Genomic DNA, 17,128 nt, shown 5'->3' on the forward strand with positions numbered 1-17,128 from the left:
TCAGTGCCTGCGAGTCGCCGTGCGTTCGATGAGGCGCTCCTGTATGTCGCGCAGCGGTCTTCCGTCGGCGTTCGTCGTCACGGGCGTCCAGTTCTCGTCGGACAGGTGCCAGCTCACCGACGACTCGTCGAACGCCATGTCGAACAACTCGCCGATCTCGGCGATGTGGCCGGGGTGCGTGATCGACACGATGGCCTCGACGCGCCGGTCGAGGTTGCGGTGCATGAGGTCGGAACTGCCGATGCCGACGGTCGGCCGTCCGGCGTTCTCGAACCAGAAGAGCCGCGAGTGCTCCAGGAAACGTCCGAGGATCGACCGGACGCGGATGTTCTCCGACAGGCCCGGTATGCCGGGGCGCAGCGCGCAGATGCCGCGCACCCACAGATCGACGGGCACACCTGCCTGGGACGCGCGGTAGAGCGCGTCGATCGTGGCCTCGTCGACGATCGAGTTGACCTTGATGCGGATCCGCGCGGGCAACCCGGCCCGCTTGTGGGCGATCTCGTGGTTGATCCGGGCGATCAGGCCGGTGCGGATGCCCTGGGGAGCCACCAGCAGCCGCCGGTAGTTCGTCTCCTGCGTCATGCCGGACAGGTGGTTGAACAGCCGTGCGACGTCGTCGGTGATGATGGGGTTGCAGGTGAGCAGCCCCATGTCCTCGTACTGGCGGGCGGTCTTGGGGTTGTAGTTGCCGGTGCCGATATGGGCGTAGCGCCGCAGGCCGTCGGGCTCGTCACGGACGACGAGCATCAGCTTGCAGTGGGTCTTGAGCCCGACCATCCCGTACACCACGTGGACGCCGTTCTTCTCGAGCTTGCGCGCCCACTTGATGTTGTTCTGCTCGTCGAAGCGTGCCTTCACCTCGACCAGGGTCAGCACCTGCTTGCCCGACATCGCGGCCTCGATGAGGGCGTCCACGATCGGTGAGTCGCCGCTGGTGCGGTACAGGGTCTGCTTGATGGCGAGCACCTGGGGATCCGCCGCGGCCTGCTCCACCAGCCGCTGGACGCTGGTGGCGAAGGAGTCGTACGGGTGGTGGAGCAGCACGTCCTTCTTGCGCAGCGCCTTGAAGATGTCGGCCGGGGCGCTGGTCTCGATTCCCCTGACCAGATCCGGGTGCGTCTTGGGCAGGAAGTTCGGGTAGCTGAGGTCCTCGCGGTCGACGCCGGCCAGCGCGAACAGGCCGGTCAGGTCGAGCGGGGCGGGCAGCTTGAAGACCTCGCGGGACGAGACGTCGAGTTCGGTGCGCAGCAGCTCGAGCATCTCGCCGTCGATCGTGTCCTCGACCTCGAGGCGAACCGGCGGACGGCCGACCTTGCGGCTCAGCAGTTCCTTCTCGATGGCGACGAGGATGTTCTCGGCGTCGTCCTCCTCGACCTCGACGTCCTCGTTGCGGGTGACGCGGAAGGTCGTGTGCTGGAGCACCTGCATGCCGCTGAAGATCTCGTCCAGGTGCTGGATGATCAGGTCTTCCAGTGGGACGAAACGGCCCTCGCCCAGCGAGATGAACCGCGAGAGGATCGAGGGCACCTTGACGCGGGCGAACTGGCGCGTGCCGGTCGTCGGGTTGCGCAGCAGCACGGCCAGGTTGATCGACAGCCCCGAGATGTAGGGGAACGGGTGGCTGGGATCGACCGCCAGCGGCGTGAGCACCGGGAAGATGCGCTCGGTGAACAGCTCGTGCATCCGGTGCTGCTCGCCGGCGGTCAGATCGGCCCAGGTGAGGATCCGGATGCCGTGGGCCTCCAGTTCGGGGCGCACCTGGGTGGCGAAGATACGGGACTGCTCGGTCATCAGCTGGGCGGTGCGCGCCAGGATCGCGTCGTGCAGGTCGCGGGGCAACATGCCCGCCGCCGACGAGACGGCCACACCCGCGTCGATGCGCCGCTTCAGGCCGGCGACCCGCACCATGTAGAACTCGTCCAGGTTCGAGCTGAAGATGGCGAGGAACTTGGCGCGCTCCAGCAGAGGGACGCGCTGTGCGTCCCTCGCCAGATCGAGCACGCGATTGTTGAAGGCGAGCCAGCTGAGCTCACGGTCGGAATACCGACCGGTGGGCAACTCGTCCAGCCCGCTCCTGTCGTGCGTCTGCTCGACCATGTCCTCTCCCTGCCCGAACGTCCGTCAGCTCGGCTGCGCCGTCGTCGCCGAACCGTAGGCGACGTCGGCGCTCGCCACCTCGAAGCCCGCCCGCCGGTACAGGGCGAGGGCGTGATCATTGTCCGCCTCGACGTAGAGCTCGATCGTCGACGCGCCACGAGCACGCATGTGCAGGATACCGGCTGCCAGCAGGGCGCTGCCAACGCCGTGGCCCGCGTGCGCAGGCGACACGCCCAGCACGTAGACCTCCCCGACGAACTCGCCCGCGCCGGCCGCGGAGTCGGTCTGAGGCGAGGTGAGCTTCGTCCAGTGGTAGCCGGCGATCCCACCGGTGGACGCGTCCCGCGCGATCAGCAGGTCGTCGTCGCGATACCAGTCCTCGTCCATGCGGGCCCGGAAGTCCGCCGCGGTCATGGCGCCCTGCTCGGGATGGTGGGCGAAGGCGGCCGCGTTGACACGGACGAACTCGTCCAGGTCGCCGGGCCGGAAGTGATCGAGGACCAGCCCGTCGGGCAGCGGCCGGGCAGCGGGCGCGACCACGTCGGGGCCCAGCGTCATGAAGTTCAGGCCCCGGACGACACTCAGCCCGAGCGCACCGGCGAGCCCCTGCGCGCCGGGCAGGTTACCGAAGGCCCACCAGGTGGCGACCGTGCCGGATGCCCGCATCGCATCGGCGAGGCGTCGTCCGTGACCGCGACGCCGGTGATCGGGGTGGACGACCAGCTGGGCGCTCGCGTCGCCGGGGTCGACCTGGCCGTAGCCCACCAGCGTCTCGCCGTCGGTCGCCAGCCAGTGATCGACCACATGGGTGCCCAGACCGCGCAGAGCGAACCGGGCGGACTCGTTGAGCGGTGCGACTGCGTCGTGTGCGGTTGCCGCGTCGCTCAGCGCCTGGACGGCGGCGTGTTGATCGGGGGACAGAGAAACGAGCTTTTCGGCCACCACCCGAACCTACGCCATCGAGCCGAGGCGAGGGTCAGCGCGACGCGGAGAACCGGTAGCCCACGTTGCGCACCGTGCCGATGCACTGGTCGTGCTCGGGACCCAGCTTGGCGCGCAGTCGGCGGATGTGCACATCGACCGTGCGGGTGCCGCCGAAGTAGTCGTAGCCCCATACCTCGCTCAGCAGAAGCTCACGCGTCAGGACGCGTCCGGGATGGGCGACCATGTACTTCAGCAGTTCGAACTCGGTGTAGGTGAGATCGAGGGGTTCACCGTCCATGGTCGCCAGGTAGGCGTCCTCGTCGATGGCGATGGGGCCGGCCACCAGGGTGTTGGACGACGTGGTGCCCTGCATGCAGCAGCGGATGCGGGCCTCGAACTCGGCGGGGGATGCGTCGTCCAGGATGAAGTCGTCGATACGCCAGTCGGTGCCGACTGCCGACAACCCCGCCGCCGGGACGAGCAGCAGGATGGGCCACCGGTCGGTGGCCGTCGCGATGAGTTGGCAGGTGGCGCGCGCGGCACCGAGGTCGGACCGTGCGTCCACGATCCCGAGGTCGGTGCCGATCGCCTGCGCAGCGGCCTGATCGCCGCCGACGACCGAGCGCACGGTGTGATTCAGCAACAGCAGTGCGCTAGGAGGTTCGGTCGGCGATTGCGACGCGCTGGCCGGCGTGACGAAACAGATCTCTGCCACGCTATCCACTTCCTGTCTCCCGGTGGCCGTCGTGCGGAGCTTCGCTGTCCCAGCGATGTGGCGACGTGACGGCCGAGTCCAAGGATACCGGCGCCCAGTCGGCCGAGTCGAGGATGACCGTCATCGGACCATCATTCACCAGGTTCACCGACATGTGCGCGCCGAATCGCCCGGTACCCACCGTCGCGCCCAGGGAACGCAGATCGTCCACGTACGCGTCCACCAACGGCTCGCTGATCGGCCCCGGCGCCGCCGCGTTCCACGTGGGACGACGCCCCTTGCGGGTGTTCGCGTACAACGTGAACTGGCTGATCACCAGGATCGGCGCTCCGAGGTCCGCCGCCGAACGCTCGTCGGGCATGATACGGAGCGTCCAGGTCTTCTCGGCCATGCGGCGGACGACCGCCCGGTCGTCGGAATGGGTGATGCCGACGAGCGCCACCAGTCCTGGGGACGCCAGCCGTCCGGTCACCTCCCCGTCCACTTCGACGTGGGCGCGGGCCGCTCGCTGGAGCACGACGCGCATGGAATCGCCTTTCGCCGATGTCACCTGGCTGGGGTCAGAGCTTACCGGTACCGGGTGGGGCCCGGCGGGTAGGCTTACCGGGTGGCCCAGTTCTCGGTGATCGTCCTCGTGGTTGCTGCCTTGGTGGTGGCTCTCGCCGGGATGGTCGTCCTGGTGGGTCTGCTGCGGAACGCCGCGCGACCGACGTCGCACTCCGAGCCCCGAAGGGGCTGAGCGGGTCGGCGCACCGCACGTCACCGTCGTCCCCGACCATTGCCTGGAGGAGCCCATGGCCTTCGAGATTCCCGAGGATCTGAACCCCGCCCTGATGGGGCTCGCGTGGCTGATCGGCCGCTGGCAGGGCAACGGTCACCGCACCTGGCCGGCGAGCGGCGGGCAGGGGGCCGACGAGATCGAGTTCGGTCAGCAGATCGACTTCGCCACCAACGGCTCGGGCTATCTGCATTACCTCTCCCAGACCTGGACGCTGGATGCCGACGGGCAGCCCGCCGGCCCGCTGGACATGGAGACCGGGTTCTGGCGTCCGGGCGCCGACGGGAAGCTGGAGGTCGTGCTCGCCTCCCCCGAGGGCTGGTCGGAGATCTGGATCGGCTCGGTGACCGGCGCGAAGGTGGAGTTGGCCAGCGACGTCGTGGCCAGGACGCAGACCGCCCAGACGGCCTACACGGGAGGGCACCGGCTCTACGGCAACGTCGAGGGGCATCTGATGTGGGCCTTCGACCGCGCGACCACCGAGGTGGAGTTGCAGCCGTACATGTGGGCAAGGTTGCAGCGGGCATGAGCGGCGACGGGGCGTACGAGAACGGCAGGGTCGAGGTCGCCGACGGCCCCGACCGGGGCATGGCGTGGCATTTCGGTGATCCCCTGGGCGAGCAGCGGGCGATGGAGGCGGGCGAGGCCCTCGTCGAACTGACCAGTCGTGAGGTGTTCACCGTGACCGGCGAGGAGCGGTTGAGTTGGCTGCACTCGCTCACCTCGCAGGCGATCGACGGGCCTCAGGCCGCGCTCGGCGTCGATGCGTTGGTGCTGTCGCCCACCGGGCAGATCGAGCACGGCTTCGTCCTCGTCGATGACGGGACGACCGCCTGGTGCTGGACGGAGCCCGGCGACCGGGAAGGCCTGGTGGCTTTCCTGGAGTCGATGAAGTTCTGGACGAAGGCCGAGGTCGTCGCGCGCGACGACCTGCACGTGGTCTGGGTGGGGGAGCAGGTGGACGAGCCCACGGTCGTTCTCGCCGGACGTACGTCGCTCGTGGGTGCCGGACGCGAACTCGTCGTCCCCGCCGACGGCGAGCTTCCGGTCGCCAGGCACACGGGGCAGTGGGCCTTCGAGGCGTTGCGCGTCGCCGCCGGGGTGCCCCGGATCGGCTCCGACACGGACGCCCGCACGGTGCCCAACGAGATCGGGCTCTTCGGAACTGCCTTGGACAAGGGATGTTACCGGGGTCAGGAGACTGTGGCGCGTGTGCACAATCTGGGACGCCCGCCGCGGCGGTTCGTCCGGTTGCTCCTGGACGGGGCCCTGCCCGAGGAAGGGGCGGCGATCGTCCTCGATGGTCGCGAGGTGGGCCACGTGGGGACGGCGGCTCAGCACCACGAACTCGGGCCGGTGGCGCTGGGGCTGGTGAAACGGTCGGTGCCCGCGGACGCGACCCTGGTCGCGGGTGGCATCGCGGCGTCGCAGGAGGTTCTCGTCGACCCCGAGGTGGGGCTGCACTTCCGGCCGCCTGCTCGTTGAGTCTCCCCGACTTCCGCTCGCTGTGTTTCCCCGGCTTCCGCTCGTTGAGCTTGTCGAAGCGAGTGCCCCGGAGGGCGTGACAGATTTCCTTCAATTTGGCGAACACGAGCTGGTTGGTGAGTGTCTCCGCTAGTCACAGTCCATCCTCGGTGTGTGCTGGCGAATTTGAAGGACTTTTGTCACGCAGGCGCCGGGGCGTACCGCTTCCGCACCTATGGCGTTGGGCAACGGGAGCGGAAGCGCTCACGGTGTGCGTAGCACGCGAACAGGATCGTTGTGCGAGGCAGCCACGGCCGGCGGCAACGCGGCGACCGCAGCGGCGAGCACCGCGAGCACGCCGGTGCCTGCGGCGAAGGTGGGGACGGGCGCGTGCCCGGCAGAGGCAAGGGCGATCGCTGTGGCCGTCGTGCCGAGGATCGCCCCCATCGCTCCGGCGATGGCTGCTCGCCCTGTGACCAGTGAGACGATCACCCAACGAGGAGCGCCGAGCGCGCGGCGTCGTCCGAGGTCGGTGCGGTGAAGCAGGACGTCGGCGAGCACGACGATGGCGGTCAGTAGCGCACCGGCGCCCAGGACCATGAGCATGAGCCCGCGTCCGTAAGCCGTGAGGTCGCCCATGACATCGCTCTGAAGCTGGGCCAGGTCTGCCGGGGAGTCGAGTTGGATGTTCTGCAGGGGTTGGTCGAGGGTCGTCAGGACTGCGGATTGCAGGCTGGGAACGGCGCTCGGCGTGGTGGCGATGACATGCAGGGTGCGGGCGGCCGTGCCGGTGGAAGCGTTGATGAGCACGCCTCCGGCGATGTTGGTGAAGGGATCACGCGCGGTGAACTGCCCAACGACGGGGTAAGTCACGCCAGTGGTGGAGGTGATTGCTCCGACGGGGGCGTCGAGGGCAAGGGCGCTCATGGCGGTAGCGGAGACGATGGCCTCTCCGGGCAGGGGCCATCGACCGCGGACGAGGATGGCGACGTCCGGGATGTCGCCGACGACCTGCCAGGACGCGACCCGCTCGCCGCCCCTGCCGACTGTGGCTGTCGTGACGTCGATGGCACTAGTCAGGCCGACCGCCCGCTCAGCGACGTCCAGGGTGCCGATCTGGGCGATGACGTCGCGCGTGAGGAATCCGGCTGACGCGGAATCGGTGATCGCCAAAGTGCGTGAACCTGCCGCGTCGAGGCGGGCCTGTACCTGTTGCTCGGCGGCCGCCGCACGTCCGACGGTGAGGAGCGTCGTCGCGCACATGGCTGCTGCGAGCAGAGCGACCATGATGGTGGACACCTTCTGGGCGCGCGCCGAGGCTAGTATTTCGCGAACCAGTTCGGTGATTCTCACAGCTCCACCCGCTGGTCGCAGTGCTGCAGAACGAAGTCGTCGTGGGTCGCGATAATGGTCGCCGCTCCGTCTCGGGCCGCGCCCCGGAGGGCTGCGAGAACGATGGCCGCATTGTCATGGTCGAGGTTGCCGGTGGGCTCGTCGGCGAGCACGACGGCAGGGCTGTTGATCAGCGCACGGGCGACAGCTACGCGCTGAGCCTGTCCGCCGGAGATCTCGCCGGGGCGATGGTCCGCCCGCTCTGCCACACCGAGCCTCTCGAGGAGGTCGCGTGCACGTCCTGTGACGTCGCGGCGGTGCGAGCCCGCATAGAGGGCGGGTTCGACGACGGAGTCCAGGATGGTGCGGGCGGGATCGAGGGCAGCGTCCTGGAAGACGAAGCCGAGGCGCTGAGCGCGCAACTCCGCGCGCCGGGCGTCGGGCAGGTGATCGACGCGGATATCGCCGAGAAGCACCGCGCCGCTGGTGGGGCGCAGCATGAGCCCGAGCAGATAGAGCAGCGTCGATTTGCCGCGCCCGGAAGCGCCGGTGATGGCTGTCACCGCACCTGTTGTGAAGGTGCAACTCAACCCGCCGAACAACTCCTCGGCGCCGTGCCGATACGCGAAGCGCACATCCTGGACGGCAAGCACGTCATTTCTCGCTGTCGGCCTGCAGGACAACGATCTGATCGCCCACGTCGAGTCCCTCGACGATGGCCAGTCCATCGCCGGAGGCCAGCACCGTCACCGGAGCCTTCGAGCCGTTTGGGAGCAGTACGTAGGAGGCGCCGGTCTCGTCGGTACGTACGGCCGCAGCAGGGACGGCCGGGCCGGACACCTCGGGGACGATCTGCACGCGCCCGGGCAGCATTGTGGTCTCGGCTGCCGGAAGTGACCCGCAGTCGCTTCCGCAGACGACCGACCCGTCAGGGGCTGTCAGCACGAGGTCGGTCGTGCCGTCGTCCCGCTGCTGAGAGCCCGCGACCAGAGCAGACCATGTGCGGTCTTCGAAGGCAACCGTGACCGGGGTATTCAGTGGCACGTTGCGGGCTTGGTCGGCGGTGAGCGAGATGACGAACTCCGGTGTGCCCATGTATGCCAGCAACCCCGGCTCGCCGCCGGAGACCTGGGCGCCGACGGTGATGGCCTCCCCGGGCGCGACACTCGCCGGGAGCTGGGAAACCGCTATCAGGGTTCCGAGCCGGATGATCCCGGTCTGTTCCTCGCCGAGATCGTCTTGCCAGGCCTTGACGTTGGCCGTCGTGATGCCGGCCCATTCCCCAGTGACGGGTTGGTCATAGCCGAGGTCGTCGAGCATCTGCTGTACCTGCTCGACGTCGGTTCCTTCGGCGGCGGTGGTCAGATCACGGTAGAAGGGCATCGATCCGCGCGCGACCCGCACGGGCACATTCGCGACCGAGTAGACGGTGTCTCCGGGGGCGACCTCGCCCCCGGAGACCGACGTGACGACACCCTGCAGCAGATTGGTGGCGATGATCGTGAGTTCTTGGCGAACCGAGACGTTGTAATTCAGGGTTTGGCCGACACTCGCTTGTGTCACAGTAGCGGTGACCTGCTGTGGGGCGTCGGTTGTTGGGGTCTCGGGGGACGCCAGCGTCGCTCGCCCCGCCCACCAGCCGCCGAGCAAGGCCAAGGCGATGGCGGCCGCCACGGTGGCCCACCGAGCAACCTTATTCCGCATGTCACTTCCTCAGTCGTCGATGAAGCCCTCCGGGAGGACGCTGAGACTACCGCAGTCTAGCCCACCGTCGATTCGTGCCGCCCGCAGTCGGGCTTGAACCAAGTATTCCCACGAATGAACAGGCTAGGCTCCCCTCGCTCAAAAGTGACTCACAGGTTTTTCACAAGAACGAGCGTGTCCCGAGGTGTTCGGGGCTAACGTTGGTATCACGGAGATGATGACGAAGGAGCATCATGAAAACCCACCCCCTTCCAGCCAACTGTTGCGTATCCGGAACCCGTGCGACCCAGCTTGCTGTCGTCCTGACCCCGGTCGTAGAGCTGAGCTTTGCATCGACGAGCGAACCTCAGAGGGCACGGCCGCGCTGGCAGCCATTTCAGTGATCGAAATCACGGCTCGCGACGACTGGCCGATTGGCAATCGGCTTTGAACCGTGTAATGCGCGACAAGACTGCGAACGATATCGAAAGAGGAAAGTATGTTCTTGACTACAGTCTTCCGGGCTACTCTTGCAAGTGTCGTCAGCACCTGCTACTTCTTGACGGCCTGCTCATCTACTGAGCAGCCCGATCTTGAACCGCTGCCACCGATAAGCGACTATGTGCCCTCAGACTGGGATATAGCTAAGTATGAGTCGAACCTAGAAAGTCTTGCGACAGAATACAAACTACAAGATCTTCCAGACGTTGCCATCGTACGGTGGGTTGATCCGGAGGATTCCATACCGTTGATGGTTGAGTGTCTTCAGGCTGCTGGTGTCGATGTCGTGCAGACGGATACTAGTAGCTACACTGTGGAGGCAGCGCCGGGCCAAGAGGACTCTGTCCATCTTGCTACCTATGTGTGCACGGCTCAGTATCCGACAAGAATGGATATTGATCGCCCGCTAAGTGATCTAGAGATGAAAGCTGTTTATGACCACCTCGTTGATGAGTGGTTGCCATGCGCATCTGATCAAGGATACGAGGGGCTCTCGAAGCCATCATTTGAAGTTTATGCCCGGTCGCTGAGCGGTGAAACTGTGGATCCAGTCTACGAGGAGCTCAGCCGCAAGTATCAACCCAGTGATGAGGAGCTCCAAGCATTGATGGAAGCTTGTCCTCTGCGGCCGTCCGGGTTTAGGTCCTACCAGAGGTAGGAAAAGTGAAGGTATGCGGTAACGTTCAGCGGAAGGAGAAAGAATATGAAAAGGCAATCGCATCGCTTGCCATTGCTGTCATGGCGGTAATGGCCGGAGGATATGTTTCGGAGAGCCATGCGGATCCGATCTACCCGCAACAGTTGACGTGCTCGTCGGATCGAGTCGTCGCTAGCCAGGTCACGGCCATGGGGATGTCACCCTGGGTGCAGCACCAGCTGTGGTCTACCAACGGGACGCTTCGCGAGCAGCGATTCGATCGTCCTGCTCCGCTTCAGTGGTGGACCTCGCGCATGCTGTCACCCTTCAGTGCGATTCGCAACTCGAACGTTCTGACGAATGGCGACAGGCTCTCGTCGGACCAGACGTACACCTACTGTGCGTACGTGGCTGGCCGAGTTGCTTCCTGAATCTCGTGATCTGATCTGAAGGTCCCTGACGATGAAGCAGCGATCTTCGGATATCGACAGCTGCGTCCGGGGTGAATCGTCTATCGACACACCCCGGGCGCAGCACTCGACCGATATTCTTGGCGTTCTGAAAACGCTTGGACTCACGAGTTGTACGCACGTCATTATTCAGAATCTTGGAGAGACCCTAAATGAGATGGTGGACAGGTGCAGTAGTCTCGATATCGGTGACTCTGATATGCCTTGGTTGTGGAACTTCATCTGAGCAATCTGAGTCGACATCGTCCGCGACCGTGGGCTTGGTCCCCGAAGGAGCCAAAGAAGCGTATGTCGGTTTCTTGACCACAGTATTCGAACTGGGTCATTCGACCGATATTAACGACTTCGCACAATTGAAGGAGTATTACAACGGTAATCAGTCTGAGTTCACAAATCCCGTTGTTCCTCTTCAAACGTTCTATGGGATACGAACCGTCGTAGACAAGGACAATCTTGTACAGCTAAGGCCACATCCGGACTTTGCTGCCGCCGAGGACTCGATGTTCGTTCAAGCCTGTCTCAGCTCGAAGGCGGCGCCTCGCGAGGATATTGCTGGAGGTGGTCCGTATGCGGGCGCACCATATATGGTGAATCTAGTCTCGATCAGTCGAGGTGAAGATGGCGTGTGGAGGGTAACTGCCAGCATGCCCGAGGATGTGAATCCTTCTATATGCCCGTTCACTCGTTGAAACTCGGACGACGAGCTGAATTCTGTCTGCGACCTGTTCACCATGCTTCTATTCGGTGCAGCGGCGGCAACGGGCGATTGATGCCTGCTGGTCATCTAGGCGCGACGACGGTCCACCGGGCACGGTTGCCCCGCAGTCGAATCCATAGTCGCTACGACATTCGGGAGCAATTACATTGGAAGAAGTCATGAGCTAGCGCCACAACTCCTCGAAGATGTCGTCCGACTCGCAGGTTTCCTCAACAGCATCCAACTCTTCTTGAGTCAGTGTCGTCCCCACTTCTCGGCTGAGCTGCATGGTGGGTGACCAAATCTGCGGGGAATTGAATGTCTCAATGAACACATCTTCAGACGGCACATCGACCTCGTAGCCATGGTCTTCCACACAAGGAACTGATTCAGTCACATAATACCCGTAGAGCTCGCGCAGTTGCTCATTGCTGAGCGGGCGCATCCCGATATTGAACACCGGGTACTGCGCTTCGCAGATGTATTGCGCCAAATGGTATCCTCCGGCTGGATTGTCGATAGTTATACCTGTTCCTCCTCAGCTTTCGTCAACTTGGGCGGGGTACCCCGCTTCGTTTAGGCAGTCGACGATAACTGGAACATGCTCGGAAGGGTCAATCCACCGAACAATCTCGACGTCAGGCACGTCAGTGAGATCAAATGCTTCGGCGAACTGGGCAAGAGCTTCTTCTCGAGCATCCAGGTCCGCCTGGAGTATCGTCGTCGCACCTGCAGATACTGGTGCCGAGAGGCCCGAATCCTGTGAGCTATTCGCCGCGCACCCGGCAAGCAGGATCAGGCAGGCGGCAACTGCGGTCAGCCTACCCATACGCAGTACGAACTTGCGCTCATGTCGACTCCTCCTTGCGTAGTCAGCCAGACCTCGGTCACTGCGCCGCAACATTTTTCGCAACAATCCCGCCCGATAGTGTTAACACGGCGAACAGGACCCCGGCGGCCATCCTTGATAGCTAACATCAGAATCTCCTCTGGGGTGAAACAACGTCAATGTCGCGTTCTTAACGCAATCACCATCGGTTGGATCCGTCAAGAGCATAGGAAAAGGTTGCGCTATCTGGACTGGCGGGTCGGAGGGGGTCTTCGAGTGCTCTTGGAGATCGCGCGGTGTTCCGAAGCTGTCGCTACCGCTGGTAGTCGCGGAAACCCTCGGGGAGCAGCGAGCACTCGTCCTCGAGCCGGAGGCTGTAGGGCAGATCGGGGAACAGTACGTCCGTCATCCGCTCGCGGTCGATCGCTACCACCCCGTCGTAGTCGATCGACCGCCGGTAGGTGGTGTACGAGGGCTCCTCGATGCTCTGGATCCCGAGCAGATTTTCCGCGCAAGGGATGAAGCCGTGCAGGATGTGGCGGTAGATCATCGTGATCTCCTCGCCCTGTATGGGGCGGTCTATGTCCGCACGAACAGGGTATTGCGCCGAGCACTCGTATGCGGCCTTGTGGTAGGCATCCGCCTGCTCGTCGGAGAGGGTGATCGAGTGCGACCACCCGTCTGCGCTCAAGTGTGCGGCGAACCCGAGCTCGCGAAGACAGCTGACCTGCACCGTGCTTGCCTCGTCCGGGTTCACCATCGGACGATCTCGTATTCCGGCATCCCCTGCAGCCCCTGGTCCGTCGCCTGCTCGTCGAGTCGGCTGTGATAAAGCTCCAGGTCTGCCGCGGACGGCACGTAGTCCTCGATGGCGGGCAGCGGCTCCACACTCGTGGGCGGCGCACTGCACGCTCCCAGCAGGCCGACTCCCAACAGACCAACCATCAGGGTCGCAGGTACCGCTCGCCGGAATCGCATGGTCGTACCGCTTTCGCTCGGTCCCGATCGACGACGGCGGGCACTCGCGTCCATGTGAGGCTTTAGGGATCGCCGTCGATCCGGGGTAGGGCTCGTGCTGACGTCCGTCACTCTATTGGTGCCCCACCCCGCCGTGTTCGAAGACGCGGACGAAATCTGCTCTTGCGGGTGAGATCTCGTCCGCAGATACGGAAATCATCCGCGTAATTCAGCTGCCAAGGGGCCGCGACAATTGCTTGCGCCGTTCGTTCACGAGATAGCCGAACCACACGATGGCACCGATGATGTTGAGCACAATTACGACCAGCACCCACAGCAACCGTTCCTGGAGCGCCATCCCCCTGCGCAACAGGACAGTCACGAGCGCTGCGAGCACAATCACCTGCGGCAACAGTATCCATGCCTCTGCGAAGCTCATGTGGATCCCTTCGAGGCGTCCCGACCGCCTTGGCAGGACGCGTGACTTGTCGATCGGCCGATGCCAGGGAGCCTAGCGGCGGCGCGGTGCGCGAGCGGGCGATTGGGCACAGCGTCGGTTCGTCGGGTTCGATCGGTCACCGCTCCGGCAGACCGGGCGGTGTCGGGGAGCATTCGTCAGAAGACGGACTGCGAGCCACCCACCTCGTCGGCCGGCCGGGCGCCACGGGTCGCCAGTGTCGCGGTCAGGCAGCCCAGGGCGAGGACGCCACCCAGGACGAGCCAGCCCGGCAGGCCGAACCGCAGGGCGGTGTTGGTGATCACCAACGGCGCGGCCATCGACCCGACGGACACGGCGAACGACTGGAACCCCTGATAGGCGCCCGCCCGGTCGCGCGGGGTGAGGCCGAAGCTGAGCGCCCAGGTGGCCGAGGACGACACCACCTCGCCCAGTGCGTGAACGGTCGCCGCCAGCACCATGCAGACGACGGCGCCCGTGACGGAGAACTTCGCTGCCGCCCATGCCAGCACACCCGCCACGAGGAAGCCGAGCCCGGACCACAGCATCATGCGTCCGGCGCTCGGGATGTCCCTGGTCAGGCGTGAACTCGGCACCTGCAGGGCGACGACGACGCCGGTGTTGATGAGCAGCAACGCCGACACCAGCGCGGGCGGGGCCGCGGTGTGGGCCGACACCCACTGCGGGTGGGCGACGTCGGTGACGGCGAAGTTCATCACCATCATGGCCGACCCGAGCCCCAGCACGATGAACCGCGGGTTGCGCCACGGCGAGACGCTCGGTTGCGGGGTGCCGGTCGTCCCGGCCCGGACGGTCTCGGCCGGATCGGCCTCGGGATCGTCCCCGGCGATTCCGGCGTCCGCCGAGCGGGGCAGCCGTAGCCCGATGACCCCGGCGACGAGGTAGGCGGCAGCCGCGACCACCAGTGACACGCGGTAGGCCAGTTGGGTGTCGAGGGCCAGCGGGATCGCGGCCAGGCCGCTGCCGGCGGCGATGCCCGCGTTCGCCACCGTGCGCCACAGTGCCTGGGCCCGCACGCGTGCGGCCCCGGAGAAGCCCCGCGCCACGGCGGCCTGCGTGGCCGTGCCACCGAACCAGGCCGCACCCTCGGCGAGGGCTGCGAGCGCGGTGAGCCAGATCAGCGAGCGGGGCGTCGCGTCCGGGACGAAGGCATACCCGCCCAACCCGACCGCCTGGACGAAGAACGCCCCGCCGATCAGCAGACGTGCGGAAGCCCTGTCGGCGAAGTGCCCGCCCAGGTAGGACGAGGCCGCGCCCGCGATACTCGCGACGAACAGCACGGTGCCCACCGTCTGGATGGGCACACCCAGCATGCGGGTGAAGTACAGCGTGGTCAGCCCGAGGAACAACCCCCGGCCCAGGGAGCGCGCGGCCGAGGTCGCCAACAGGATCCACAGCAGTCGGTCGGAGCGGATCTCCTTGTAGAGCGTGAACAGTCGGCTGGGCACAGGCACGCGGGCCATCCAACACCAAGCCCCTGACATTGGCCAGTCCTGGGCGCGCCGGACGCTCGGGACCGGCAGCCGGTCGTCAGACCCGGGGGTTCTTGGCCCGCGTCCTGGCCTTCGCCCGGTCGTGGGCGCTGAGAGCCACCTTGCGCACCCGGACGATCGAGGGAGTGACCTCCAGGCACTCGTCCGGGGCGCAGTACTCCAGCGACTGCTCCAGGCTCATCTTGCGCGGCGGGATCAGGCGTTCGAGCTCGTCGCCGGTGGACGACCGCACGTTGGTGAGGTGCTTCTCCTTGGTGGGGTTGACGTCCATGTCGTCGGGCCGGGCGTTCTCGCCCACGACCATGCCCTCGTAGGTCTCGTCGCCGGGCGAGATGAACAGCACCCCGCGCTCCTGGAGGTTGAACAAGGCGTAGGCGGAGACGATCCCGCTGCGGTCGGCGACCAGCGACCCGGTGTTCCGGGTGCGCATCTCGCCCACCCAGGGGGTGTATCCCTCGAAGACGTGGTTCATGATGCCGGTGCCGCGCGTCGCGGTGAGGAACTCGGTGCGGAACCCGATCATGCCGCGCGAGGGCACCACGTACTCCATGCGCACCCAGCCGCTGCCGTGATTGGTCATCTGCTCGAGCATGCCCTTGCGGGTGCCGAGCAGTTCGGTGACCGTGCCCAGATGCTCTTCGGGCACGTCGATCGTCAGGCGTTCGGTGGGCTCGTTGACCTTGCCGTCGATGATCTGGGTGACGACCTCGGGCTTGCCGACGGTCAACTCGAAGCTCTCGCGGCGCATCATCTCGACCAGGATCGCCAGCTGCAGCTCGCCGCGTCCCTGCACCTCCCAGGTGTCGGGACGATCGGTCTGCAGCACCTTGATCGAGACGTTGCCGATCAACTCCTGGTCGAGCCGGTTCTTCAGCAGCCGGGCCGTGAGGTTCTTGCCCGAGCGTCCGGCCAGCGGTGAGGTGTTGATGCCGATCGTCATCGAGATCGAGGGCTCGTCCACATGGATGAGAGGCAACGGCCGCGGGTCGTCGGGGTCGGACAGCGTCTCGCCGATCGTGATCTCGGGAATGCCGGCCACCGCGATGATGTCGCCGGGACCGGCCTGCTCGACCGGGACGCGCTCCAGCGCGCGGGTGATCAGCAACTCGGACAGCTTCACGGTGGTGATCGAGCCGTCGCGGCGGCACCAGGCCACCTGCTGGCCGCGCTTGATGGTGCCCTCGACGATGCGGCACAGCGCCAGCCGGCCGAGGTAGGGCGACGAGTCCAGGTTCGTGACGTGGGCCTGCAACGGGGCGCCCTCGGTGTAGGTGGGGGCGGGGATCGAGGTGCGGATCACCTCGAAGAGCGGCTCCAGGTCGTCCGAGTCGGGCATGCCCCCGTCGGCGGGCTGGGCGAGCGAGGCGCGACCGGCCTTGGCGGACGCGTAGACGACCGGGAAGTCGAGCCCGTGGTCGTCGTCGTCCTCCAGCAGGTCGAGGAACAGGTCGTAGGTCTCCTCGATGACCTCGGCGATGCGGGCGTCCGGGCGGTCGACCTTGTTGATCACGAGGATGATCGGCAGCTTCTTGGCCAATGCCTTACGCAGGACGAAGCGCGTCTGCGGCAGCGGGCCCTCGGACGCGTCCACCAGCAGCAGTACCCCGTCGACCATCTCGAGGCCACGCTCGACCTCGCCGCCGAAGTCGGCGTGGCCAGGGGTGTCGATGATGTTGATGAGGATGTCGGAGCCGTCGTCCATCGTGTGGTGGACGGCGGTGTTCTTCGCGAGGATGGTGATGCCCTTCTCGCGTTCCAGATCCATCGAGTCCATGACCCGGTTGTCGACGTCGGCACCCTCGCGGAAGGCGCCGGATTGCCACAGCATGGCGTCGACCAGGGTGGTCTTGCCGTGGTCGACATGGGCGACGATCGCGACGTTGCGCAGGTCAGAGCGGATGGGCATGGATCTCCCGACGGGTGTGGGGCCGGGCCCGGACGATTCGCCGGGGCCCGGGATGGGCGTGGTGTGCACATGAAAACGCCGAACCCGAGGGGGCCCGGCGAGCAACACGGCATCAATTCTACGCCGCCGTGGTGGCTCGGCCCAACCGTCGCCCCTGCCCACCC

Annotated in this window: 16 protein-coding genes and 1 pseudogene; 4 read left to right on the forward strand and 13 right to left on the reverse strand. The window is 65.7% G+C overall.

What is annotated here, in order from left to right; genetic code table 11:
- From FB473_RS01255 to dtd, 4 genes and pseudogenes are all read right to left on the reverse strand, one after another.
- On the reverse strand, positions 1–2,100 hold the full coding sequence (locus FB473_RS01255; protein ID WP_167164093.1) for an RNA degradosome polyphosphate kinase: 2,100 nt from the start codon (positions 2,098–2,100) through the stop codon (positions 1–3).
- A gap of 24 nt (positions 2,101–2,124) precedes the next feature.
- Complete coding sequence (gene mshD / locus FB473_RS01260; RefSeq protein ID WP_167164095.1) at positions 2,125–3,042, reverse strand: mycothiol synthase; 918 nt, start codon at positions 3,040–3,042, stop codon at positions 2,125–2,127.
- Between the two features lie 34 nt (positions 3,043–3,076).
- The gene (locus FB473_RS01265; protein ID WP_376837327.1) at positions 3,077–3,748 is read right to left on the reverse strand and encodes a winged helix-turn-helix transcriptional regulator; all 672 of its coding nucleotides are present in this window, start codon (positions 3,746–3,748) and stop codon (positions 3,077–3,079) included.
- Between the two features lie 85 nt (positions 3,749–3,833).
- A pseudogene (gene dtd, locus FB473_RS01270) lies at positions 3,834–4,265 on the reverse strand (D-aminoacyl-tRNA deacylase); the annotation flags it as partial.
- A gap of 81 nt (positions 4,266–4,346) precedes the next feature.
- Between dtd and FB473_RS18160 the strand changes: the two are divergent.
- Genes FB473_RS18160 through ygfZ form a run of 3 tightly spaced genes read left to right on the forward strand, consistent with a single transcriptional unit; the run spans position 4,347 to position 6,002 of the window.
- Positions 4,347–4,478, forward strand: coding sequence for a hypothetical protein (locus tag FB473_RS18160; RefSeq protein WP_279588558.1), 132 nt, complete (start codon positions 4,347–4,349; stop codon positions 4,476–4,478).
- A 55-nt stretch (positions 4,479–4,533) separates the two neighbouring features.
- Positions 4,534–5,046 (forward strand): heme-binding beta-barrel domain-containing protein, encoded by a 513-nt coding sequence (locus tag FB473_RS01275; protein ID WP_167164099.1) that lies wholly within the window; start codon positions 4,534–4,536, stop codon positions 5,044–5,046.
- The gene (gene ygfZ / locus FB473_RS01280; RefSeq protein WP_167164101.1) at positions 5,043–6,002 is read left to right on the forward strand and encodes a CAF17-like 4Fe-4S cluster assembly/insertion protein YgfZ; all 960 of its coding nucleotides are present in this window, start codon (positions 5,043–5,045) and stop codon (positions 6,000–6,002) included. The genes FB473_RS01275 and ygfZ overlap by 4 nt, the downstream gene beginning before the upstream one ends.
- A gap of 243 nt (positions 6,003–6,245) precedes the next feature.
- On the opposite strand, the gene FB473_RS01285 is transcribed toward ygfZ, so the two are convergent.
- From FB473_RS01285 to FB473_RS01295, 3 genes are read right to left on the reverse strand one after another with little or no spacing between them, the layout of a single operon-like run.
- On the reverse strand, positions 6,246–7,334 hold the full coding sequence (locus FB473_RS01285; protein ID WP_167164103.1) for an ABC transporter permease: 1,089 nt from the start codon (positions 7,332–7,334) through the stop codon (positions 6,246–6,248).
- Complete coding sequence (locus FB473_RS01290) at positions 7,331–7,966, reverse strand: ATP-binding cassette domain-containing protein (protein ID WP_208390393.1); 636 nt, start codon at positions 7,964–7,966, stop codon at positions 7,331–7,333. The genes FB473_RS01285 and FB473_RS01290 overlap by 4 nt, the downstream gene beginning before the upstream one ends.
- A 1-nt stretch (position 7,967) precedes the next feature.
- Complete coding sequence (locus FB473_RS01295) at positions 7,968–9,017, reverse strand: peptidoglycan-binding domain-containing protein (protein ID WP_167164107.1); 1,050 nt, start codon at positions 9,015–9,017, stop codon at positions 7,968–7,970.
- A 484-nt stretch (positions 9,018–9,501) separates the two neighbouring features.
- On the opposite strand from FB473_RS01295, the gene FB473_RS01300 reads away from it, so the two are divergent.
- Positions 9,502–10,155 (forward strand): hypothetical protein, encoded by a 654-nt coding sequence (locus FB473_RS01300; RefSeq protein WP_167164109.1) that lies wholly within the window; start codon positions 9,502–9,504, stop codon positions 10,153–10,155.
- Between the two features lie 1,330 nt (positions 10,156–11,485).
- On the opposite strand, the gene FB473_RS01305 is transcribed toward FB473_RS01300, so the two are convergent.
- The 6 genes from FB473_RS01305 to typA all read right to left on the reverse strand — a co-directional run bounded on the left by FB473_RS01305 (position 11,486) and on the right by typA (position 16,964).
- The gene (locus tag FB473_RS01305) at positions 11,486–11,794 is read right to left on the reverse strand and encodes a hypothetical protein (protein ID WP_167164111.1); all 309 of its coding nucleotides are present in this window, start codon (positions 11,792–11,794) and stop codon (positions 11,486–11,488) included.
- Between the two features lie 649 nt (positions 11,795–12,443).
- Entirely contained in the window at positions 12,444–12,890 is a 447-nt protein-coding gene (locus FB473_RS01310) for a hypothetical protein (RefSeq protein WP_167164113.1), read from the reverse strand.
- A complete protein-coding gene (locus tag FB473_RS01315) occupies positions 12,884–13,108 on the reverse strand; it encodes a hypothetical protein (protein ID WP_167164115.1) in 225 nt (74 codons plus the stop codon). The genes FB473_RS01310 and FB473_RS01315 overlap by 7 nt, the downstream gene beginning before the upstream one ends.
- A 208-nt stretch (positions 13,109–13,316) precedes the next feature.
- Positions 13,317–13,526: a PLDc N-terminal domain-containing protein gene (locus FB473_RS01320; protein WP_167164117.1), complete on the reverse strand. Its 210-nt coding sequence runs from the start codon at positions 13,524–13,526 to the stop codon at positions 13,317–13,319.
- Positions 13,527–13,702: 176 nt separating this feature from the next.
- Complete coding sequence (locus FB473_RS01325) at positions 13,703–15,019, reverse strand: MFS transporter (protein WP_167164119.1); 1,317 nt, start codon at positions 15,017–15,019, stop codon at positions 13,703–13,705.
- A gap of 76 nt (positions 15,020–15,095) precedes the next feature.
- Positions 15,096–16,964, reverse strand: coding sequence for a translational GTPase TypA (gene typA, locus FB473_RS01330; RefSeq protein ID WP_167164121.1), 1,869 nt, complete (start codon positions 16,962–16,964; stop codon positions 15,096–15,098).
- Positions 16,965–17,128 lie beyond the last annotated feature (164 nt).

This window comes from Brooklawnia cerclae (assembly GCF_011758645.1).
In the GTDB taxonomy this organism is placed as follows: Bacteria; Actinomycetota; Actinomycetes; order Propionibacteriales; family Propionibacteriaceae; genus Brooklawnia; species Brooklawnia cerclae.